A 20,733-nucleotide genomic window follows, 5' to 3' on the forward strand; every position below is an offset into this window, starting at 1 on the left:
GGCGTTGAGCAAGGGATGACGCTTTTCACATCTTACGCGGCGGTTCAAACTAGCTCAGTATTGACGCACTTCACCCATGCAAGCGCACCAGCGAATGTTAGATCCGACGCCTAACGGCCTGCATTCCAGCGAGTCCCCGCTGCTTCAAACGGTCGGGCTCACCAAGCGCTATGGCGATTTCCTCGCCAACGATTCCATCGACATCGAGATCTGGCCGAACCAAATCCACGCGCTGCTCGGCGAGAATGGCGCCGGCAAGTCGACGCTGGTCAAGGCGATCTATGGACTGATCCAGCCCAGCGCCGGAGAGATCCGCTGGCAGGGCGAGCGGATCGTGCTGTCGGGCCCGTCGGAAGCCCGCAGCCGCGGCATCGGCATGGTATTCCAGCACTTCTCGCTGTTCGACAATCTCACGGTCGCCGAGAACGTTGCACTCGGCCTCGACGGCAAGGAGTCCTTCAAGGACATGTCGGCGCGGCTGGAGCAGGTGTCGAAGACCTATGGCCTGCCGCTTGATCCCAAACGCGAGGTCTGGCAACTCTCCGTCGGCGAACGCCAGCGCATCGAGATCGTCCGCGCGCTGATGCAGGACCCGAAGTTCCTGATCCTCGACGAGCCCACTGCCGTGCTGACGCCGCAGGAAGCCGACCAGCTCTTCGTCGTGCTGGAGCGGCTCAAGGCCGAGGGCCGGGCCATCCTCTACATCAGCCACAAGCTCGAGGAGGTGAAGCGGCTCTGCGACACCGCGACGATCCTGCGCGGCGGCAGGAAGGTCGACACCTGCAATCCCAGGCTCGAGACCGCAGCTTCGCTCGCGCGCATGATGGTCGGCGGCGAGATCAAGCAAGTGAAGGCCGCCTCCGGCCGGAAGACCACCGTGCCCCGGCTCGTCGTCAACGATCTCTCACTTGCGCCGGCCGAGGCGCACGGCATCCGGCTCGAGCACATCTCGTTCGAACTGAAGGGCGGCGAGATCCTCGGCATCGCCGGCGTCGCCGGCAACGGCCAGGACGAGTTGTTCGCCGCGCTATCCGGCGAGCGGCTCTCGAAGGACCCGGGTACGATAGTGATCGAGGGCATCGCCGCCGGCCATCTCTCTATCACGCAGCGGCGCAAGCTTGGGGCTGCCTTCGTGCCCGAGGAACGGCTCGGCCACGGCACCGCGCCGCGGATGAAGCTGTCGGAGAACGCGCTGCTGACCGGGCACGCGGCCAGCGGCATGGTCAATCACGGCTTCATCGACACCGCAGCGACGCTGAAGACGGTCGACCGTGCGACCGAGACGTTCGACGTCCGTAAGGCCAAGCGCGATCCGGAAGCAGCATCCCTCTCTGGCGGCAATTTGCAAAAGTTCATCGTCGGTCGCGAGATCCTGCGCAGCCCGGCGGTGCTGGTGGTGAGCCAGCCGACCTGGGGCGTCGATGCGGGCGCTGCCGCCGTGATCCGCCAGGCCCTGCTCGATCTCGCCACCGCGGGCGCCGCCGTGCTCGTGACCAGCCAGGATCTCGATGAACTCGCGGAGATCGCCGACCGCATCGCCGTGATGTTTCACGGCCATCTGTCCGCTCCGCTCGCCGCGGGCGAAGCGAGCCGCGAAAAGCTCGGCCTTCTCATGGGCGGCAGCAGCCTCGAGCCGAAGGAGGCCGCGCATGCAGTTGGTGCTTGAGAAACGCGCCGAGCGCTCCAACACGATCGCACTGGTCTCGCCACTGATCGCGATCGGCCTCACCATCGCCACCATGGTCATCTTGTTCGCGATCCTCGGCAAGAATCCGCTGCTCGCCCTGCACGCCTATTTCATCGCACCGCTCACCGACAGCTATTCGCTGCAGGAGATCGCGGTGAAGGCAACCCCGCTGGTGATGATCGCCATCGGGCTGTCGCTCTGCTATCTCGCCAATGCCTGGAACATCGGCGCCGAGGGCCAGTTCCTGATCGGCGCAGTCGCCGGAAGCTGGCTCGCTGTCAGGACTCAAGGCACCGACGCCGGCGCCTGGGTGCTGCCGGTGATGTTCGTGCTCGCAGCCGCCGCAGGCGCGCTCTACGCGTTGATCCCGGCGATCTGCAAGGTGAAGTTCGGTGCCAGCGAGATCCTGACCAGCCTGATGCTGGTCTATGTCGCCGACCTCTTCCTCGACTATCTCGTCCGTGGCCCCTGGCGCGACCCGCAGGGCTTCAATTTCCCGACCACGGCCGAATTCGATCCGGTGGCAACGGTGCCGCTGTTGATCGAAGGCGGCCGGCTGCATCTCGGCTCGATCATCGCTCTGATCGTCGTTGCAGCCGCTGCGATCCTGCTCGGGAGGACCATCAAGGGATTCGAGATCCGCGTGGTCGGCGCTGCACCTCGCGCCGCGCGGTTCGGCGGCTTCAACGCCAATCAGCTGGTCATCCTGACCTTCGCGGTCTCGGGCGCTCTCGCGGGCCTCGCAGGTATCATCGAGGTCGCAGGGCCGGTGGGGCACCTCCAGCCCGGCATTTCGCCGGGCTATGGCTTTACCGCGATCATCGTTGCCTTCCTCGGGCGTTTGAACCCGCTTGGAATACTGATTGCCGGCCTTTTTGTCGCACTGACCTTTATCGGCGGCGAGCAGGCGCAGATTGCAATGAAGATCCCGTTGGACGTCACCAAGGTCTTTCAGGGCATCCTGCTGTTCTATGTGCTCGCCTGCGATTCCCTCATTCTCTACCGCTTCAAGCTGGTGTTCCCGAACCGACAGGTGGCCCGTGGAGCTGGTTGAAGCCATCATCCTCGCGGTGCTCGCCGCCTCGACACCGCTGCTGATTGCGGCGACCGGCGAGCTCGTGACCGAACGCTCGGGCGTGCTCAATCTCGGCGTCGAAGGCATGATGATCGTGGGCGCGGCCTGCGGCTTTGCCGGCGCGTGGCTGACCAGTTCGATCTTCATCGGCGCGCTGTTCGGCATCGCCGCGGGCATGCTGATGTCGCTGATCTTCGCGCTGATGGCGCTCGGGCTCGCCGTCAACCAGGTCGCAACCGGTCTCGCGCTGACCATTCTCGGCGTCGGACTCTCCGGCTTGATTGGGGCCGGATTTGTCGGCGAACGCATCACGCCGGCGGTGCATCTCTACATTCCCGGCCTCACCGCGATCCCGCTGGTCGGCCGCGTACTGTTCGGCGAGGACGCGTTCGTCTACTTCTCCATCGCGCTCGTCATCGGCGTCTGGTGGTTCCTGTACCGCACGCGGCCGGGCCTGATCCTCCGCGCCTGCGGCGACAATCATGTCTCCGCGCATGCGCTCGGCTATCCCGTGCTGCGCATCCGCACCTTCGCCGTGATGTTCGGCGGCGCCTGCGCCGGCCTTGCCGGCGCCTACCTGCCGCTCGCCTATACGCCGTTCTTCATTCCCGGCATGACTGCGGGCCGCGGCTGGATCGCGTTAGCGCTGGTCGTGTTCTCGTCGTGGCGCCCAGGCCGGCTCGTGGTCGGCGCTTATCTGTTCGGCGCGGTGACGATCCTGCAACTGCACGCGCAAGGCTGGGGCGTCGGCATTCCCTCGCAATTCATGTCGGCGCTGCCTTATCTCGCGACCGTCATCGTGCTGGTCCTGCTCTCCCGCGCACGCACCGGCGGCTCAACCGCACCGGCCGTACTCGGCACCGTGTTTGTGCCTGACCGCTGATTTTTCTATTCCGCGACAGGCGCGATGGGGCGCGCACGTTGCGGATCGTGGCTTTCCCCGACGATCTGGAGATTGATGATGAGGAAATCACTTCTTGCGCTGGCTGCCGGACTCTTGCTTGCCGGAAGCCTCGGTGCAGCCTCCGCTGCCGACAAGCTGAAGGTCGGCTTCATTTACCTCGGCCCGGTCGGCGACCTCGGCTGGACCTACCAGCACGAACAGGGACGCCTGGCGCTGGTGAAGGAGCTGGGCGACAAGATCGAGACCACCACGCTCGAAAACGTTCCGGAAGGTCCCGACGCCGAGCGCGCCATCGAACAACTTGTCCGCGCCGGCAACAAGCTGATCTTCACCACGTCGTTCGGCTACATGGACCCGACGCTGAAGGTCGCCAAGAAATATCCGAACGTGCATTTCGAGCACGCCACCGGCTACAAGCGTAGCCCTAACATGTCGACCTACTCGGCCAAATGGTTTCAGGGTCGCTACATTCAAGGCCTGATTGCCGCGAAGATGTCGAAGTCCGGCGTGCTGGGCTATATCGGATCGTTCCCGATTCCGGAGGTTGTCTCCGGCATCAACGCGACGATGCTGGCGGCGCAGACCATCAACCCGAACATCAAGGTCAAGATCATCTGGGCCAACACCTGGTTCGACCCGGGCAAGGAGGCCGACGCCGCCAAAGCGTTGATCGACCAGGGCGCCGACGTAATCATGCAGCACACGGATTCGCCCGCCGCGATGCAGATTGCCAGCGAACGCGGCAAGCTCGCCTTCGGCCAGGATTCCGAGATGATCAAGTTCGGACCGAAGACCCAGCTGACCTCGATCCTCGACACCTGGGGCCCCTACTACGTCGAACGGGTGAAGGCCGAGCTTGCCGGCACCTGGAAGTCCGAGGACACCTGGGGCGGCCTCGACAGCCACATGTTCGCGATGGCGCCGTATACCAACATGCCTGACGACGTGAAGAAAATGGCAGAGGATGCCCAGGCCGCCATCACCACGGGCAAGTTGCACCCGTTCAAGTGCCCGGTCATTGGGCAGGACGGCAAGGAGGTCGAGTGCAAGGGCGGCGCCCATCTCGCCGACGGCCAGATCCTTGGCATGAATTTCTACGTGAAGGGCATCGACGACAAGCTGCCGGGCAAGTAGCACGCTTCTTGCATTCCCTAAATCACCTGCTCCTCCCGGAGGAGGTTTGGAGGGGGTGGCCAGAAGCACCCGGCACTTGTGGTCGCCCCTCCTTCTATTTCTCCCGAATTATCCCGCCTGCATCGCCCGCGCCGCGGAACTGTGGCGGCGGATCAGGTCGGTGACATCGAGACCCGGGATCGCCCCGTCGATCACGGCCCATTTTCCTGCCACCATGACCCGGTCGGCCCGATGCGCCCCGCACAGCACCAGCGCGGCCAAGGGATCGCCATGGCCGGAGAACCGCAGTTGGTCGAGCTTGAACAGTGCGAGATCGGCGGCCTTGCCGGCGGTGATCTCGCCGAGTTCCGGACGGCCGACGCAAGCCGCCGAGCCCTTGGTGGCCCAGCGCAGCGCGTCCTTGTGGCTGACCTTCGTCACGCCGTAGCGCGCCCGTTGCAGCAGGAACGCGGCGCGCACCTCCTGCATCAAATTCGATCCGTCGTTTGAGGCCGACCCGTCGACACCGAGCCCGATACCAACGCCGGCCTCCTCCATCTCGCACACCGGGCAGCAGCCGGAGGCCAGAATCTGATTGCTGCACGCGCAATGACTGATGGTCGTCTTCGCCTGGCCGAGCCGTTTCATTTCGTCGGCGTTGAAAAATATGCCGTGAGCGAGCCAGGTCCGCGCGTTGAGCCAGCCGCACTGCTCGAGATAGTCGAGCGGACGGCAGCCATACATCTGCTCGCAGAATTTGTTCTCGTCCTCGGTCTCGGCAAGATGGGTATGCAGGCGCACGTCGAGCTTGCCGGCGAGCTCGGCGGTAGAACGCATCAGCGACGTCGTCACCGAGAACGGCGAGCAGGGCGCCAGCGCAATCTGCACCATCGCGTCCGCACCGCGCTGATGATGCTTTGCAACCACGCGCGCGCTGTCGGCGAGGATGGTGTCCTCGTCCTGTACGACGCTGTCAGGCGGCAGGCCGCCGTCGCGCTGCGACAGGTTCATCGAGCCGCGCGTCAGCAGAACGCGGACACCGAGCCGTTTTGCAACATCGACCTCGATGTCGACAGATTTCTCGAGCCCCGAAGGGAATACGTAATGATGATCCGTCGTCGTGGTGCAGCCCGAGAGCAGCAGTTCGGACATCGCAACGGTGGCGGCAAGCTCCAGCCGCTCCGGCGTCAGCTTCGACCACACCGGATAGAGCGCCTGCAACCAGGGAAACAGCTCGCGATCCATCGCCGCAGGCAGCGCGCGTGTCAGCGTCTGGTAGAAGTGATGATGGGTGTTGATCAGGCCCGGCAGCACCACGTGCTCGCTCGCGTCGAATACCGCAGCATCCACCGTCGCAGGCGTGCCGCCGGCCGGCACCAGCTCGACGATCCGGCCCTTCTGCACCACGATGCCGCGCTCAGCATCCTCGGCGAGGATTGCCAGTGGATCCCTGATCCAGATCGGCTTTGCGTCGTTCATCATCCCGCGTCCCTCACATCGCAGTGACGGAAGGCCTGCAAGCCTGACGCCAGCCTGATCGTCGCCATGCCACGACCTGTTTGTTGCGACTTTGTTTGTTGCGACTTTGTTTGTTGCGACTTGGCTCCGGACTTGCAAGACTCATCTGTACGATTCACCGGGCGGAAGCGTTGCGCAACCATGGATTTGAATACCATCACGACGGTGGCCCATCCGCAAACGCGCTGCGACCTGCCCGCCTGGACGGCAGGTGATGCCTGGCTCGCGGGCGGCACCTGGCTGTTCTCGGAGCCGCAGGTCCATCTGAGGCGATTGATCGATCTCACCGATCTGAAATGGCCGGCGCTGACGATCACCGATGACCATCTCTCGATCGCCGCCACCTGCACCGTCGCGCAACTCGATGGCTTCGCCTGCCCGCCCGACTGGCTCGCAGCGCCGCTGATCGGCCAATGTTGCCGGGCCTTTCTCGCTTCGTTCAAGATCTGGAAGACGGCGACCGTCGGCGGCAATCTCTGCATGTCGCTGCCGGCGGGTCCGATGATCTCGCTCACGTCGGCGCTCGACGGCGTGTGCATCATCTGGAAGGCCGGCGGAGGCGAACAGAAGATTCCTGTCGTCGACTTCGTCACCGGCAACCAGCGCAACCAGTTGGCGCCGGGCGACCTGATCCGGCAGATCGATCTCCCGATTGCCGCACTGAAGCGCCGCACGGCCTTTCGCCAGATCTCGCTGGCGCCGATCGGCCGCTCGGCGGCGCTTCTGATCGGTAGCCTCGATGGCGACGGTACGCTGACGCTGACAGTAACAGCATCGACGGTGCGCCCGATCCAGCTCTCCTTCTCCAAGGTCCCGGACGCTAACGCGCTGCGCGCCGCGATCGAGCAGCAGATCACGGATGAGCAGTACCACACTGACATCCACGGCAAGCCACTCTGGCGCAGGCACATGACGCTCCGGCTCGCCGAGGAGATCCGTGGCGAACTCCTGGAGGCGAAGCTGTCATGAGCCTCGAGGTCAACGGCACACTGTTCCCGCAAGAGCCGCGGGCGGGTCAATGCCTGCGCACGTTCCTGCGTGAGCCTCGGCCATTTCGGCGTCAAGAAGGGCTGCGATGCTGGCGATTGCGGCGCCTGCACCGTGCTGCTCGATGGCGAGCCCGTGCATAGCTGCCTCATCCCCGCCTTCCGTGCCGACGGCCACGCCGTCACCACGATCGAAGGACTCGGCGGCGAACACGGCGCGCATCCGATGCAGCAGGCCTTCCTCGACGCGCAAGGCTTTCAATGCGGCTTCTGCACGGCCGGCATGATCCTGACCTGCGCTTCGCTGAACCAGGCCCAGCGCACCGATCTCGGAACGGCTCTGAAGGGCAACATCTGCCGCTGCACCGGTTATCGCGCGATCGAGGATGCGATCCTCGGCAAGACCAATGTCGAGGAGCGCGTCGAGCCCGGCGCCGCGTTCGGCCGCAGCCTGCCGGCGCCCGCAGGCCCCGACATCGTGCGCGGCAAGGCGCGCTATACGTTCGACACCGCAATCGACGGCCTGCTGCATATCAAGCTGCTGCGTTCGCCTCATGCTCACGCCCGGATCGTCGCGATCAACATATCGGAGGCGCTCGCTGTTGCCGGCGTGCACGCGGTGCTGACGCATGAGGATGCGCCTTCGGTCCTGATCTCGACCGCGCGGCACGAGAAGGACTGGATGGATCCCGAGGACACCCGGATCCTTGACGACGTCGTCCGCTTCATCGGCCAGAAGGTTGCCGCCGTCGTCGCCGAGAGCGAGGCCGCCGCCGAGGAGGCGTGCCGGCGGATCAAGGTCGATTACGAGATTTTGCCTGCGCTGATCGATCCTGAGCAGGCGATGATGCCGGGCGCGCCGATCCTTCATCCCGACCGGACCACGGCGAACCGTGTCGCCGATGCCCGGCGCAACCTCGTCGCGGAGACGCATGGCGAGTACGGCGATGTCGCCTCGGCGCTCGCCACCTCCGCCGTCACCTACGAGGCCACCTTTCACAGTCATCGCGTGCAACACGCAGCACTCGAGACCCACGGCGGCCTCGCCTGGCTCGATGACGATGACGTGCTCAGCGTGCGCACCTCGACGCAGGTCCCGTTCCTGACCCGGCGGGCACTGTCCGATATCTTTGGGCTTCCCATGGACAAGGTGCGCGTGTTCTGCGAACGCGTCGGCGGCGGCTTCGGCGGCAAGCAGGAGATGTTCGTCGAGGACATCCTGGCGCTCGCCGCCCTCAAGACCGGACGACCGGTGAAGCTGGAGCTGACCCGCGAGGAGCAGTTCATCGCGACATCGACGCGGCATCCGATGCGGGTCCACATCAAGGCCGGTGCCGCTGCCGACGGCACGCTCACCGCGCTTCAGCTCGACGTGCTCTCCAACACCGGCGCCTACGGCAATCATGCCGGCCCGGTGATGTTCCACTCGCTGTCCGAGTCCATCGCCGTCTACAATTGTCCCAACAAGCGGGTCGACGGTTTCGCCGTCTACACCAACACGGTGCCGGCAGGCGCGTTTCGCGGCTACGGCCTTCCGCAAACGCAGATCGCGGTCGAAGCGGCGATCGACGAGCTGGCCATGCAGCTCGGCCTCAGCCCCTACGACATGCGCCGGCGCAACGTCGTCAAGCCCGGCGATCCCATGCTGTCGCCGCCGCCGTCCGAATTTCACGACGTGCTCTATGGCTCCTATGGACTCGATCAGTGCCTCGACCTCGTCGAGCGCGCAATGCAGGCGGATCGCCCGCACCCGGACCTGTCGCCGGAATGGCTGATCGGCGACGGTGTCGCGCTGACCATGATCGACACCGTGCCGCCGGCCGGTCATTTCGCGGATGCGACGCTCGCGCTCAACAACGATGGCGGCTTCGATCTCACCGTCGGCACCGCCGAGTTCGGCAACGGCACCAGCACCGTGCACCGGCAGATCGCGGCGACGACGCTCGCGACCACCGTCGACCGCATCCATTTGCGCCAGTCCGACACCGCCCATGGCGGCCATGACACCGGCGCCTATGGCAGTGCCGGCACCTTCGTCGCCGGCAAGGCAACGCATGAAGCGGCCATGCAGCTTGCGACCGAGCTGAAGGCGGCGGCCGCCGGCGCCTGGCTCTGCGACGCCGCGAGCTGCCTGCTCGACGACGAGGCGGTCGTCAGCGGCGTGCGGCGGATGTCGTTTGCGGAGCTCGCGAAGCTTGCGCGCGAACGCGGCCAGCCGTTCGCAGCGCACGGCAATTCCGGCGGCACGCCGCGCTCGGTCGGCTTCAACGTGCAGGGCTTTCGTGTCGCCGTGAACAAGGGCACCGGCGAGCTCAGGATTCTCCGCAGCGTGCAGGCGGCCGACGCCGGAATCGTCGCCAACCCCATGCAGTGCCGCGGCCAGGTCGAGGGCGGCGTCGCGCAGGCGCTTGGCGCCGCGCTCTACGAGGAGATGGTGATCGATGCCGATGGGCGCGTCACCAATCCGAAGTTCCGCGACTATCACCTGCCCTCCTTCGCCGACGTGCCGCGCACGGAGGTCTTCTTCGCCGAGACGTCCGACACGATCGGGCCGCTGGGCGCGAAGTCGATGAGCGAGAGCCCGTACAATCCGGTTGCAGCCGCGCTCGGCAATGCGATCGCGGACGCCACCGGCATCCGCTTCACGGCGCCACCCTTCAAGCCGGATCGGTTGTTTCCGGCTCTGCACGCGAAATTCGGCGTCTAACTGCCGCGGTAGGTCGAATAGCTCCAGGGAGTGACCAGCAGCGGCACGTGGTAGTGATTTTCCGGCTCGCTGATCGCGAAGCGCAGCGGGATCTCGTCGAGGAACGGCGGGTCTGACAGCGGCACGTTGCGCTCGGCGTAGTATGTGGCGACACGGAAGCGGAGCTCGTAGCGACCGATCGGCAGGGGGCGGCCGCCGATCAGCGGCTGATCGGTACGGCCGTCCGCGTTCGTCACGGCCCGTGCGATCAGACGGTTCTCGCCGAGATCCGCGAGCTCGATGAGCTCGACCGGAATGCCGGGGGCCGGCTTGCCGGTGTGATTGTCGAGCACATGAGTCGAAAGCCGGCCGTGCACTTTCAACTTGTCGTCGGCACTGACGAGCTGATCGAGCCGCAGCGCGGAGATCCGACCGATCTCCTCGATCGCGCGCCGCGTCTCGGTCTTGGCGATATTGCGGAGCCGCATCTCGAAGTCGTTCAGCACCGAGTCCTTGGTGTGACGACGCACGCAGACGATATAGGGGATGCCGAACTTGTCGCGATAGGCCTTGTTGACGCGCTCGAAGGCGGCGTATTCGGCGTCCGACAGCCGGTCGATGCCGGCGCCGTTCTGCTCGTCGGTCGATTCCGCCGTTAGACCTGCCGCGCGCTGGGTCTTGTTGGCGAGATCGGGATGGGCCCGGATCAGCGCCATCTGCACGTCGGGTTCGGCACCTGAATCGCCGCCATCAACGCAGCGTGCAACTGGTTGATGCCGGCGAATGGCCGCTTGTCAGCGAGCTGCTCGGCGATCCACGGCGAATATTCGACGACGTTGGCGAGCGCGGAGACGAAATCGGCCTTGCCTGCGGCATTGAGGTCGGCGAGCGAAATCTGCGACATTATTCTCTCACCCGATCTCGAATGCGTCGACGGCGAGATGCGCGTGCTTCTCGTGCCAGTGCCGCGCGATCTGTAGCCGTGTCGGGACCCAGACGCGCTCGTGCTTGCCGATGTAGTCCAGGAAGCGGATCAGCCCTGCCGCACGGCCGGGACGTCCGGCGAGACGGCAGTGCAGCCCCACCGACATCATCTTGGGCGCGGTCTCGCCTTCGGCATAAAGCACGTCGAAGGCGTCCTTCAGATAGGTGAAGAACTGCTCGCCCTCGGCAAAGCCCTGCGGGTTGATGAACCGCATGTCGTTGGCATCCAACGTGTAGGGAATGACGAGCTGCTTGCCGCCCGTGCCCTTGATCCAATAAGGCAGGTCGTCGGCATAGGAATCGCAGAGATAGAGGAAGCCGCCCTCCTCCATCAGCAGACGATTGGTGTTGATCGAGGAGCGCCCGGTGTACCAGCCGAGCGGCCGCGAACCGGTCGCCTCGATGTGGACGCGGATCGACTCCGCGATCTCGGCGCGCTCCTGCGCCTCGGTCATGTCCTTGTGCTCGATCCATTTCAGGCTGTGGCTTGCGATGTCCCAGCCGGACTCCTTCATCGCCGCAACGATCTCGGGATTGCGCTTCAACGCGGTTGCGACGCCGAACACGGTGGTCGGCCATTTGCGTTCGCCGAACATCCGCCACAGCCGCCAGAACCCGGCGCGCGAGCCATATTCGAACATCGACTCGATATTGGCGTGGCGCTGGCCCGGCCAGGGCTGTGCGCCGAGCACGTCGGACAAGAAGGCTTCCGAGGCGGGGTCGCCATGCAGGATGTTGTTCTCGCCGCCCTCCTCGAAATTGACGACAAACTGTACCGCAACCCGCGCATCACCGGGCCATTGCGGATGCGGCGGGTTGCGGCCGTAACCGCGGAGATCGCGCGGGTAGCGGGTGTCAGTCACTCAGACTTCCTCGAAGCGGATCGGCAGAGCGCCCTTCCAGAGCACGCTCTTGCCGAGGGTTGCGAGATTCTCCAGACCCGAGGTCAGCGTGATGAAATGGTTGCCGGCGAGCTGGCCCATCTTGCTCGCGAAATGCACGCCGCCATAGGCCATCAGGATCTCGGTCTCGCTGATGCCGCCGGGATAGAGGATGATTTGGCCAGGCGCGGGATAGCTGGTGTGGTTCTCGTAGCCGACGCCGAAATCGAGGTCGCCGAGCGGCATCCACACACCCTCGCCGCTCCAGCGCACATGGATGATGTGGCTTTCGAACGGCAGCGCCTTGCGAAAAGCGGCGACTGTCTTGGGCGCGAGCTGCTCCTCGAAGCGGGCATCGAAGCTGAAATCACCGGCGCGGATAACGAGTTTGCTCATCTCATCTCTCTGGATCGGGGCCAAAGCCCCACGGGGAATTTTCAAGCAAAGAGCATTCCAGAGGGCTTGGCGCAAGTGGCGCGGCAAGTCACCTCACGTCACCTGCGATCGTAGGACCAGCCGAAAATGCCACTCCGACGCGCCTCCGACTCGGGTTCGGCGGCAGATTGCGGCGCCTCCTTCAGTTCCGCCTGGGGCGGTGGCAGCGGCGGTGCCGGCAGGTTTTCGCATTTCATGGAATAGACCAGCTTGCCGTCCGCAGTGCGCCCGATCGGGGCGCAGGGGTCCGGATGCGCCGCCGAGGATTTTGGAGTGAGCTTGACCTGCGCCATGGCCGGCGATGCGATCAGGAGGAGGATCAACAGATATTTCGACATCGTTGTCGCCTGGAGTAATTATCCCATTGAACCGGATTGCGCCGGTCAAGTCCATCGCAGACACGCCTTGGCAGCCTCGCGGCAGGCTTTGCCCGAGTTTTGCCTGATGGCTCCACCCTCTCCAATCCAAGAGGGCGCAGGGAAGGCCGGGTGCTGACCTCGCACCCGCGGTCCGCTGCGCGAAAGTAGCGCAAGGAAACCGCACAGCAGCATACAGGTGGTGCCAATCACTCGGCCTTCCCTGCGCGATGGTCGGACGGCTTATGCCGTGCTCTCCCGGGAGCCGAACTTTCCTTCAGGCCTCCCTCGCCCCGCGAATTGACGATGCTGTCCGCCCGGTTGGGCTCGCACACACCTCCGCAAGAGCTTGACCGTAGCAACGACGGCCAGGACCACACGGTTTTGCCGTACGCACGGCCCGCCATGTCGCCGCAGTTTTCCCGGCCCTGTCGACGAAGCCGGAAACTTACGGGCGAGACGAACCTGACAGCGCCGCTCGTCCGCACGCGGCCACGGGCTCGCAGGGACTACCCGCCCTGCCCGCACCTCTCATGCCGACGCTGCCGCGTCCACCGCAAGCCCGGCTCGCAATCAAGACGACAACGAGATCGCCCCTCAAGGATGAGCCGGGATGGGCGACGCATACGACATTCCCGAATTTCGGTAAAGCGGAATATTTTGTCGCGATAGGGTTGACAGGGGCGCGATACAGGGCCGACGGCAGGAGAGGCCTCACGGGAAAATACAAAAGGGGGCACTGCAAGCACTGCCCCCTTCTGCAAAATCCGGAATGGCCGCCGCGAATCCGCTGCCTAATACGGCTGATAGTAGTAGCGCTGGCCGTAGTAGGGACCGCCGCCGTAATAGCCCGGGCCGCCGTAGTAAGGACGCGGACCGTAATAATAATTGTTCTCGTAGTAGTCGCGGCGCCGCTGCTCGGCGATGACGCCCCCGATGATACCCGCCGCCGCGCCCATGAAGGCAAGGCCAGCAGCATTCGAGCCGCGACGATAGGCGCGGTGGCGACGGGCGGCGCTGAAGTCGGTCGCCGCGGAGGCGTTCGAGCTTGCCGCAACAGGAGTCGCAGGCGAACTCGATGCCGCGCTCGGCGACGGCGAGGCGGCGACAAGCGCGAGGCTTGCAAACGCCGCCAGCGCGGCGTGGCGGCCAACTTTCGAATTTACCGATCTATTGCTCATCCTGCCGTCCTCTATTCTCGTCCAAACGATATATGCAAACGCTCTATAACGCGCGAACCACTGCAATGTTTCACGAGCGCGGCGATCCGCCACGTTTGAACGATTGTAAACCGAACTTCCAGATCGAGCTTGCGCCATTCAATCTGAGCGGATAATGAACAGCCGCGCCGTTTTTTCGGTCGCCGTAAGCGTTTACGTGAACCAACGCATCAACCGACGTCGTCGGGCTCGATGCATTTTCAAGGTTCACCGTGACTGACGCGTACTTTTTCTCAAAAGAAATCAGATGATTGCGGTTCGCAAACTGCCGGCGCGCTATGCGCCGATCGTGATGCCATTCGTGCTGTCCATCCTCATGACGGCCGTGGTGTCGGTCATTTCCACGCTTCGGAGCCTCGGCGCAACGCCGGCGTTCCTGGCGACCTGGCCGGGCGCCTGGGCGCTGTCATGGCTGGTGGCCTTTCCAACCCTGCTGATCGTGCTGCCGCTGGTCCGCTGGATCGTCGCCAGCGTCGTCGCGGCTCCATCTCAACCAGTCCGATAACGGCGCGGACGGCGGTGCAGGATGCCCGCCGTCCCGCTTCCACGATTGCTTATCTCTTTGAATCGAGCTTCCGCTTCCGTCATCACCCATCCCCTGGGCCGCGATGGCAGTAGCCGACACGATCAGCGGCGTCGTCCGCGTCGCGCTGGTACAGACGTCGGTGCGTGCGGCGTCCCGTTAGTCGGCCTCGGCCTGGGAGGCGCCGTACGGGGCAGCGCTCGCGGCACGCGCGAGCCGTGCCGCAAGCGGGCCTATCTCGCGCTCCCTCAGCGCGAACATCCAGTATCTCACAGCAATCTCGGGGGTGCCGATCCGCACAAGCTCACCGGATGCGATCTGCGCGCCCACAGCCCGCTCCGGCACGAAGCCGAGATGCCGTCCGGCCTTCAAGGCGGACGTGACTGCGGCGCTGGACGACAACTTCAACGTCGGATGGGCCAGACGGCTGGCTTCGAGCCGGTGGGTCGCCAGCGCGGCAACGAGCCCAGGCGTGAGGTCGCCCTGCTCCCATAGGATCGGGCCCTGCTCCGGGAGATTGGTCCAGGTTACGCGTTCGGTCACCATCCGCTCGCGGTCCGGCGCAGCACACAGGATCAATCGGTCGGAAAAGATGTGTATCTGCCGAAACTGCGGATGGCTCGGCATTGCGCTCGTTACGCCAACATCGGCGGTTCCGCGCATCACCCACGCGGTCACCTCGTCGACCGTGCCGCGGACGAGATCGACGTCGACCGGAGCGCTGCCTGCGCGTGCGGCGAGCTCGGGCATCCAGAAATCATAGGCATTGCCCGTGCACGCCACCAGCGAGGATTGCCCCGCCGGCCGCCGGCTTTCCACCCGCCGGATCGTCAGATCGACGTCACGCAGAATGCGTTCGGCCTCGCTGAGCAGAACCTGACCGGCTTCGGTCAGCATCAGCCGGCGCCCCGACCGGTCGAACAGCGACACTCCGTGCTTTTCCTCCAGCTTCTTGATCGAGACGCTTACGGCAGATTGCGTGAGACCCAGTCGTTCGGCCGCATGCGTGAAGCTTCCGAAATGCGCGGCTTCGAGAAAGATTCTCATCTGTTCGAAGGTCACGAAAAACTCCTCGGCGCCAACGCAAAGGACATCACGAATTCAACTCACTCGAGTCCGATGCGCGATGCCCACGCGAGCGCTTTCGAACCAGCTTCCCGACGCCTCTGCCGCAAAAGCGGTCAAGCCTTCGACCTGCAATGAATTCGACTCATCAACGCGGTCAGGAAGAACGACTTCGGGCTTGATCCATTCATACACTTCAGTGGCCATGAATTGAACGTATCTGTCGCCGGAATTTGCCGCGAAAGCGAGCAGCGACAGGCTATTCGGCAATCAATCGCGCACGAATTGACGGCAAGCGCGTCGCCCCGGCTCCCGCGACCGATCTTGGCGCGACGATTGCTATTCCCAGCCCAACGAGAACTTCGCGAATTGACAGGGGTCGACATGACAGCCGGAACCGCCGCCACACTTCGATCGATGAATGTCCGCCATCGTGTCCGTTGGGCGGCCGCGAAAGCAGGCGAGGACGCGTAATGGAGTACGGCATCTGGCTTCCGGTCTACGGCGGATGGCTGCGTTCACTGGATGCACCGACGGCACCCGACGTTGCGTCCTGTCTTGCGATCGCCCAGCAGGCCGAGGCCCTCGGGTTCGACTTTCTCTATGCTTCCGAGAACCTCCTGAATTGCATTCACGGTCCCACCGAGAGCGTCGCCGACGCATGGAGCATTCTCGCCGCCATCGCCGCGGTCACCAGCAAGGTCGGCCTGTGCGGCGCCGTCAAACCCGGCTTCCGCTCTCCCTTCCTCGTTGCACGAATGCTGGACACCTTGTCGAAGATCGCCGAACGGCGGCTCGGCATGAACATCGTGTGCGGCTGGTGGAAGGAGGAGTTCGAGCTCTCCGGCGTCGACTGGCTCGATCATGATGGCCGTTACGACCGCGCCGCCGAATTCCTCCGCACGCTTTACGGACTGTTCCAGCCGCCGGCCGTCGCGGTCGTCGATACGCGAGGGGAAGATGATGGCGAAATTCCCGAAGCCCCCAGCTACGGTCTCGATCTCGACGCGTTGCCCGAGGTCTGGATCGCAGGGCATTCCGAGCGCGCCGTGCAAATTGCAGCCGAATGGGGCCACTGCCTTTTCCTCAATGGCATGGGCGATGCCGAGCTCGAGCGACGCATCGAGACAATTCGGCAGGAGGCCAACAATTTCGGCAGAACCATTCAGATCGCGGTCAATGCCTATGTGATTGCGACCGAAACCACCGAACAGGCGCGGCAGCGCTACAAGTCCGTGATCTCGGGGCGCAACGCGCAGACCATCGACTTCTTCCGCAAGGTGATCGGGCGATCTGGCGCCGCCGCATGGGCCTCGCTGAGCGAAGAACAGATGGTCGATTCCAATGCCGGTTTCGAACTGGGCCTGATCGGCTCGTTCGAGGATATCCGCCAGCGCATTCCCAAACTGCAGTCGATGGGCCTCGACCGTATCGTCTGCCAGTTCGACGATCCGATGCGGGACGCCGGCCCCTTCATGAAGCACGTCATCCGGCCGCTGCGCGAGAACCGGGAATTCGAGTTCGCCGCCAAATGATCAGCAAAGCTTCCACCATGAACACATCGCCTGCCGAACTCAGCCGAAACTTCAAAGAGGTCTTCAGCCAGCTCGCGTCCGGCGTCTGCGTCGTCACCTTCTGGCGCGACGGCCGTCTCCACGGGTTCACGGCGACGTCCGTGACATCGGTTTCGATGAACCCGCTGCGCGTGCTGTTCTGCGTCGCCCAGACCAGCGAAAGCTACGACTACCTGAAGCCGGGATCGGTCATTGGCATCTCCATCCTGACGGCCGATCAGCGGACGCTCTCGGACCGGTTTGCCAGCAAGGTCGCGGTCGGCGCCTACGACGACGTCCGGATCGCCGAAAACGTACAGTTGGCCCCAGTGATCGAGGGCGCACTTGGCCATCTGACGGCGAGGGTGGGCGAACATATCCCCTCTGGCGACCACATGATCATGCTTTGCGACGTCACGTCCGCGCAAGCGTCGAGCGACGGAATTCCGCTGCTCTACTGCAGGCGCACCTATCACAGCCTCCACCACAGCCTTTGAAACTCCGGAGATCGCAATGGACAAATCTATCTTTGCCGCGATGCCGAGCCTCACGCCGACCCTCGGGTATGCGTCGATGATCGGACTCGGCCTGTTTTCGTTGATCCTGTCTTACGCCGTCAAAAAGCTTCTTGTGAGAAATACCCACGACTTCATCATCGCCGACCGCCGCGTTGGCTTCGGCTTCGGTGTTGGTTCGGTCATCGCGGTCTGGACCTGGGCCATGGCCGTCATGATGAGCTCGGCAATGACGTTCCAGTGGGGTCTGTCCGGGCTGTTCTGGTTCGTGGTGCCGAATGGCTTCGCCGTCATGGCCATGATCCCGTTCGCGCGCGTCCTGCGCAAGAACATGCCTGAGGGCTACACCATCTCGGAATTCGTCGAATACCGCTTCAACCGGTCGAAGGCCGCAACCGCCATCGTAACGGTAACCATGATCTTCGGCATCATCCTCGAGATCCTCATCAATCTAAAAGGTACGTCCGTCGTTATCTCCACCGTATTCGGCATCGACTGGAAGGTCGCGACCGTGGTCGGCATCGTCTGTGTGCTCGTTTATTCCTATTTCGGCGGTCTCTGGACCAGCGTCATGACGGGAACGCTCAACACGCTGATGATTACAGTGCCTGCCGCGATCGTCGTTGCGGCGGTCTATGCCAAGGTCCCCGGCGGGACCGACGCCGTCTTCGCCGCGGCCGGCAAGGCAGATCCGCGCAATCTGTCCGTGTTGCGGCCCGATGCAGCTGCTGGCTTTGGCATTACCCTGGCCTTCGGACTGCTTGCCGCAACCGTGTCCGACCAGACTTTCTGGCAGAAGGTGTGGGCGATCAAGAGCCGCGACGTCGGGCGCACCTTCCTGTGGGCCGGCGCGCTGTTTTACCCGATCCCGATTTGCCTCGGCATGCTCGGACTCGTCGGCATCGCTTACGGCCTGACGCCCGCGGATATCGGCGGCGACATTGTCGCGATCGGCCCTTACATCGTGTCGCATATCGGCTTGGGGCTGACGCTGGTGCTGCTTTACGTGCTCGTCATCCTGGCGGCCTGCTATTCGACCATCGACGGCGCAAGCGCCGCGTTATCTTCGGTCGTCGCCGTCGATATCGTCAAACGCTACTTTCCGCAGACCTCGGAAAGCAGCTTGTTCGTCATCACCAAGCTGTCTGTGCTGCTCGGCGGCGCCATCGCGACGCTGATCGTGCTGTCTGGCCTCGACTTCACCACGCTCGTGCTCACCACCTATGCACTGAAGACGTCTGTCCTGCTGCCGCTCGTCCTCTCGATCCTGTGGCCAAAGACCAACATGGTCGGGTTCGTGGGCGGCATCATTGCCGCGATCGGGATCGGCATGCCGATCTACGAGACGGCCGGCGAGCTTGTCGGAACGCTGTCGATCGTCGCCATCAGCGGCGCGACTGTCGTGGTCGCGGGCCTGATGGGTGGAAAGGACTTCGACCTCTCCGGCCTGCGCCGCGTTTCAGACGAGGTTCAAGCCCCGGCGGAATGATCAACCGGGCTGCGCGCCTGCTGGCGCACAGCCCTTCAGCATCCATTTCACAGGAGACCATCCATGTACGCACTGATCACAATCGTTGGAAGCGTCGTGACCATCTTCTTTCTGGCCGGATTCTGGCGCGGTTTGCAGAACGCCGTCGCCGAGTATCGCAGCGGAGCAGCCGAGCCCAGCACCGTCCCGGACTACCGCTACGGCGGAATCGCGGCACTCTCGGTCGTCGCATCCGCCGTCATCATCGCCGGCGCAGGCATCAGCCCCGTCATGATCTATGCGGGTCCGCTCCTTGCAATCGTCACGGCGGCAGGATGCGGGCTGGCCTTCTTCATCGAAGGGAAGGCTGGCTGACACCAACAGACCTCTCTCGCGACCATCATGAAGCCGACTCCAGGAGCATGCGAATGACGACGACGGAAAAAAGGAAGGCTCATCTGCTGGGATTCATCCAGCACGGCGTCAACAGCCATGCCACCGGCATGTGGCGCCATCCCAAGGACAAGGTGGGATGGGACTTTTCCACGCCGGAATACTGGCAGCACATGGCGAGAACGATGGAGCGCGGATTATTCGACGCGATGTTCATCGCCGATGAACTCGCGCCCTACAACACCTACGAAGACAGCTCGGACGCCGTCGTCAAGTGGGCCGTGCAATGTCCCACGCATGAGCCGTCAACGATCGTTCCCATCATCACCGCCGCAACCAAGCATCTTGGCGTCGGATTGACGCTATCCACGGCCTTCGAACATCCCTACTCAATGTGCCGCCGGCTCTCGAGTCTCGACCATCTCTCTTCCGGCCGCATCGCGTGGAATATCGTCTCGTCCTATTCGAAGAGCGAGTGGGACGCCTACGGCCAGGCGATGACAGAACGAACTGGCCGCTACGAGCGGCTCGAGGAGTATATGGAGGTCTGTTACAAGCTGTGGGACTCTTGGGAGCCGGACGCAATTGTCGCCGACAAAGCGTCGGGAATCTACGCAGATCCCTCCAAGATCAAGGTGGTCCATCACGAGGGGAAATACTACAAATGCGACGGACGCCATTTTTGCGCACCGTCGCCGCAGGGACGTCCTGTGCTGTGGCAGGCAGGCTCGTCCGGACAGGGTCGCGACTTCGCCGCCAAGCATGCCGAGGCGATTTTTGCCGTTCATCCCAACGTCGATCGCATGAAGCAATATGCGAGCGACCTCACCGAGAGATTGGCCGGCACGTACAATCGAGCGCCCGGCTCCGTCAAGCTGATCTATGGCCTCCAGACGGTGGTGGCGGAAACACGGAGCGAAGCCCAGGACAAATATGAGAGAATCAGGAGCTGCATCCCGCCTGAAGGCGCGATGGCCTGGATCTCCGGTCATTTTGGCCTGGATTTCTCGAAGTTCCCTGAAGACGCGATCGTGCAGAATATCGAAGTGCCCGGCATCCAGGGGTTGTTTGAATCCATCATTTACGCAAAGGGCGGCGCTCCGGTCACCGTGAAGGAGGCGGCGATGATTTACGCCCAGGGCATGGGGATGCCTGTCGCGGTCGGGACGGCGTCGGACATCGCCGACCAGATGGAGCACTATATGGATGACGGCGGCGCCGACGGATTCATGCTGGCCGCGACCTACACGCCGGGATGTTTCGAGGAGTTCACCGATCTCGTGGTGCCCGAGTTGCAGCGGCGCGGCCGCTTCCGCACGGAATACACCGGCTCGACTCTCAGGGAGAATCTGCTCCAATCCTGAGCCCGGC

Annotated in this window: 18 protein-coding genes and 2 pseudogenes; 13 read left to right on the forward strand and 7 right to left on the reverse strand. The window is 63.8% G+C overall.

Annotation, left to right across the window (positions count from 1 at the left end):
* Window positions 1-94: 94 nt before the first annotated feature.
* The 4 genes from ACQ86E_RS04660 to ACQ86E_RS04675 all read left to right on the forward strand — a co-directional run bounded on the left by ACQ86E_RS04660 (window position 95) and on the right by ACQ86E_RS04675 (window position 4,800).
* The gene (locus ACQ86E_RS04660; protein ID WP_431204410.1) at window positions 95-1,666 is read left to right on the forward strand and encodes an ABC transporter ATP-binding protein; all 1,572 of its coding nucleotides are present in this window, start codon (window positions 95-97) and stop codon (window positions 1,664-1,666) included.
* Window positions 1,650-2,741, forward strand: coding sequence for an ABC transporter permease (locus tag ACQ86E_RS04665; protein ID WP_431204411.1), 1,092 nt, complete (start codon window positions 1,650-1,652; stop codon window positions 2,739-2,741). Before ACQ86E_RS04660 ends, ACQ86E_RS04665 begins: the two co-directional genes overlap by 17 nt.
* Window positions 2,728-3,645 (forward strand): ABC transporter permease, encoded by a 918-nt coding sequence (locus ACQ86E_RS04670; RefSeq protein WP_431204412.1) that lies wholly within the window; start codon window positions 2,728-2,730, stop codon window positions 3,643-3,645. Before ACQ86E_RS04665 ends, ACQ86E_RS04670 begins: the two co-directional genes overlap by 14 nt.
* 78 nt (window positions 3,646-3,723) lie before the next feature.
* Entirely contained in the window at window positions 3,724-4,800 is a 1,077-nt protein-coding gene (locus tag ACQ86E_RS04675; protein WP_431206395.1) for a BMP family ABC transporter substrate-binding protein, read from the forward strand.
* Window positions 4,801-4,908: 108 nt separating this feature from the next.
* Here the strand turns inward: ACQ86E_RS04675 and ACQ86E_RS04680 are convergent, their stop codons facing one another.
* Window positions 4,909-6,258: an 8-oxoguanine deaminase gene (locus ACQ86E_RS04680; RefSeq protein WP_431206396.1), complete on the reverse strand. Its 1,350-nt coding sequence runs from the start codon at window positions 6,256-6,258 to the stop codon at window positions 4,909-4,911.
* A 180-nt stretch (window positions 6,259-6,438) separates the two neighbouring features.
* Between ACQ86E_RS04680 and ACQ86E_RS04685 the strand changes: the two genes are divergently transcribed.
* Window positions 6,439-7,266, forward strand: coding sequence for an FAD binding domain-containing protein (locus tag ACQ86E_RS04685; protein ID WP_431204413.1), 828 nt, complete (start codon window positions 6,439-6,441; stop codon window positions 7,264-7,266).
* Window positions 7,263-9,990 (forward strand): annotated as a pseudogene (locus ACQ86E_RS04690) (molybdopterin-dependent oxidoreductase). The gene ACQ86E_RS04685 and the pseudogene ACQ86E_RS04690 overlap by 4 nt, the downstream one beginning before the upstream one ends.
* Here ACQ86E_RS04690 and uraD read toward each other — a convergent pair.
* The 5 genes and pseudogenes from uraD to ACQ86E_RS04715 all read right to left on the reverse strand — a co-directional run bounded on the left by uraD (window position 9,987) and on the right by ACQ86E_RS04715 (window position 13,806).
* Window positions 9,987-10,873 (reverse strand): annotated as a pseudogene (gene uraD, locus ACQ86E_RS04695) (2-oxo-4-hydroxy-4-carboxy-5-ureidoimidazoline decarboxylase). The pseudogenes ACQ86E_RS04690 and uraD overlap by 4 nt on opposite strands.
* A gap of 7 nt (window positions 10,874-10,880) precedes the next feature.
* Window positions 10,881-11,816: an allantoinase PuuE gene (gene puuE, locus ACQ86E_RS04700; protein ID WP_431204414.1), complete on the reverse strand. Its 936-nt coding sequence runs from the start codon at window positions 11,814-11,816 to the stop codon at window positions 10,881-10,883.
* Entirely contained in the window at window positions 11,817-12,230 is a 414-nt protein-coding gene (locus ACQ86E_RS04705) for a DUF3830 family protein (RefSeq protein WP_431204415.1), read from the reverse strand.
* A gap of 98 nt (window positions 12,231-12,328) precedes the next feature.
* Window positions 12,329-12,607, reverse strand: coding sequence for a hypothetical protein (locus ACQ86E_RS04710; protein WP_431204416.1), 279 nt, complete (start codon window positions 12,605-12,607; stop codon window positions 12,329-12,331).
* An 812-nt stretch (window positions 12,608-13,419) separates the two neighbouring features.
* Window positions 13,420-13,806 (reverse strand): hypothetical protein, encoded by a 387-nt coding sequence (locus ACQ86E_RS04715; protein WP_431204417.1) that lies wholly within the window; start codon window positions 13,804-13,806, stop codon window positions 13,420-13,422.
* A gap of 286 nt (window positions 13,807-14,092) precedes the next feature.
* Between ACQ86E_RS04715 and ACQ86E_RS04720 the strand changes: the two genes are divergently transcribed.
* On the forward strand, window positions 14,093-14,350 hold the full coding sequence (locus tag ACQ86E_RS04720; protein WP_431204418.1) for a DUF2798 domain-containing protein: 258 nt from the start codon (window positions 14,093-14,095) through the stop codon (window positions 14,348-14,350).
* Between the two features lie 177 nt (window positions 14,351-14,527).
* Here ACQ86E_RS04720 and ACQ86E_RS04725 read toward each other — a convergent pair whose 3' ends face one another.
* Window positions 14,528-15,415, reverse strand: coding sequence for a LysR family transcriptional regulator (locus tag ACQ86E_RS04725; protein WP_431206397.1), 888 nt, complete (start codon window positions 15,413-15,415; stop codon window positions 14,528-14,530).
* Between ACQ86E_RS04725 and ACQ86E_RS04730 the strand changes: the two genes are divergently transcribed.
* From ACQ86E_RS04730 to ACQ86E_RS04755, 6 genes are all read left to right on the forward strand, one after another.
* Window positions 15,302-15,571, forward strand: coding sequence for a hypothetical protein (locus ACQ86E_RS04730; RefSeq protein WP_431206659.1), 270 nt, complete (start codon window positions 15,302-15,304; stop codon window positions 15,569-15,571). The genes ACQ86E_RS04725 and ACQ86E_RS04730 overlap by 114 nt on opposite strands.
* A 335-nt stretch (window positions 15,572-15,906) precedes the next feature.
* Window positions 15,907-16,968 carry an LLM class flavin-dependent oxidoreductase gene (locus tag ACQ86E_RS04735; RefSeq protein WP_431204419.1) on the forward strand — a complete coding sequence of 354 codons (1,062 nt, stop codon included), beginning with the start codon at window positions 15,907-15,909 and terminating at the stop codon, window positions 16,966-16,968.
* Between the two features lie 17 nt (window positions 16,969-16,985).
* On the forward strand, window positions 16,986-17,483 hold the full coding sequence (locus ACQ86E_RS04740) for a flavin reductase family protein (RefSeq protein WP_431204420.1): 498 nt from the start codon (window positions 16,986-16,988) through the stop codon (window positions 17,481-17,483).
* 16 nt (window positions 17,484-17,499) lie between these two features.
* A complete protein-coding gene (locus tag ACQ86E_RS04745) occupies window positions 17,500-18,990 on the forward strand; it encodes a sodium:solute symporter family transporter (protein WP_431204421.1) in 1,491 nt (496 codons plus the stop codon).
* A gap of 63 nt (window positions 18,991-19,053) precedes the next feature.
* Window positions 19,054-19,344, forward strand: a complete 291-nt coding sequence (locus ACQ86E_RS04750) for a hypothetical protein (protein ID WP_431204422.1) — start codon at window positions 19,054-19,056, stop codon at window positions 19,342-19,344.
* A gap of 53 nt (window positions 19,345-19,397) precedes the next feature.
* Window positions 19,398-20,726, forward strand: coding sequence for an LLM class flavin-dependent oxidoreductase (locus tag ACQ86E_RS04755; RefSeq protein WP_431204423.1), 1,329 nt, complete (start codon window positions 19,398-19,400; stop codon window positions 20,724-20,726).
* The last annotated feature ends 7 nt before the right edge of the window (window positions 20,727-20,733 follow it).

It is taken from the genome of Bradyrhizobium betae, from assembly GCF_050632175.1.
In the GTDB taxonomy this organism is placed as follows: Bacteria; Pseudomonadota; Alphaproteobacteria; order Rhizobiales; family Xanthobacteraceae; genus Bradyrhizobium; species Bradyrhizobium betae_B.

Excerpts from the sequence above, each read along its gene's own strand:
- ACQ86E_RS04660 (WP_431204410.1), top strand. The coding sequence starts at position 95 with ATGTTAGATCCGACGCCTAACGGCCTGCATTCCAGCGAGTCCCCGCTG.
- ACQ86E_RS04665 (WP_431204411.1), top strand. The coding sequence starts at position 1,650 with ATGCAGTTGGTGCTTGAGAAACGCGCCGAGCGCTCCAACACGATCGCA.
- ACQ86E_RS04675 (WP_431206395.1), top strand. The coding sequence starts at position 3,724 with ATGAGGAAATCACTTCTTGCGCTGGCTGCCGGACTCTTGCTTGCCGGA.
- ACQ86E_RS04680 (WP_431206396.1), bottom strand. The coding sequence starts at position 6,258 with ATGAACGACGCAAAGCCGATCTGGATCAGGGATCCACTGGCAATCCTC.
- ACQ86E_RS04685 (WP_431204413.1), top strand. The coding sequence starts at position 6,439 with ATGGATTTGAATACCATCACGACGGTGGCCCATCCGCAAACGCGCTGC.
- ACQ86E_RS04705 (WP_431204415.1), bottom strand. The coding sequence starts at position 12,230 with ATGAGCAAACTCGTTATCCGCGCCGGTGATTTCAGCTTCGATGCCCGC.
- ACQ86E_RS04710 (WP_431204416.1), bottom strand. The coding sequence starts at position 12,607 with ATGTCGAAATATCTGTTGATCCTCCTCCTGATCGCATCGCCGGCCATG.
- ACQ86E_RS04715 (WP_431204417.1), bottom strand. The coding sequence starts at position 13,806 with ATGAGCAATAGATCGGTAAATTCGAAAGTTGGCCGCCACGCCGCGCTG.
- ACQ86E_RS04720 (WP_431204418.1), top strand. The coding sequence starts at position 14,093 with ATGATTGCGGTTCGCAAACTGCCGGCGCGCTATGCGCCGATCGTGATG.
- ACQ86E_RS04725 (WP_431206397.1), bottom strand. The coding sequence starts at position 15,415 with ATGAGAATCTTTCTCGAAGCCGCGCATTTCGGAAGCTTCACGCATGCG.
- ACQ86E_RS04735 (WP_431204419.1), top strand. The coding sequence starts at position 15,907 with ATGGAGTACGGCATCTGGCTTCCGGTCTACGGCGGATGGCTGCGTTCA.
- ACQ86E_RS04740 (WP_431204420.1), top strand. The coding sequence starts at position 16,986 with ATGAACACATCGCCTGCCGAACTCAGCCGAAACTTCAAAGAGGTCTTC.
- ACQ86E_RS04745 (WP_431204421.1), top strand. The coding sequence starts at position 17,500 with ATGGACAAATCTATCTTTGCCGCGATGCCGAGCCTCACGCCGACCCTC.
- ACQ86E_RS04750 (WP_431204422.1), top strand. The coding sequence starts at position 19,054 with ATGTACGCACTGATCACAATCGTTGGAAGCGTCGTGACCATCTTCTTT.
- ACQ86E_RS04755 (WP_431204423.1), top strand. The coding sequence starts at position 19,398 with ATGACGACGACGGAAAAAAGGAAGGCTCATCTGCTGGGATTCATCCAG.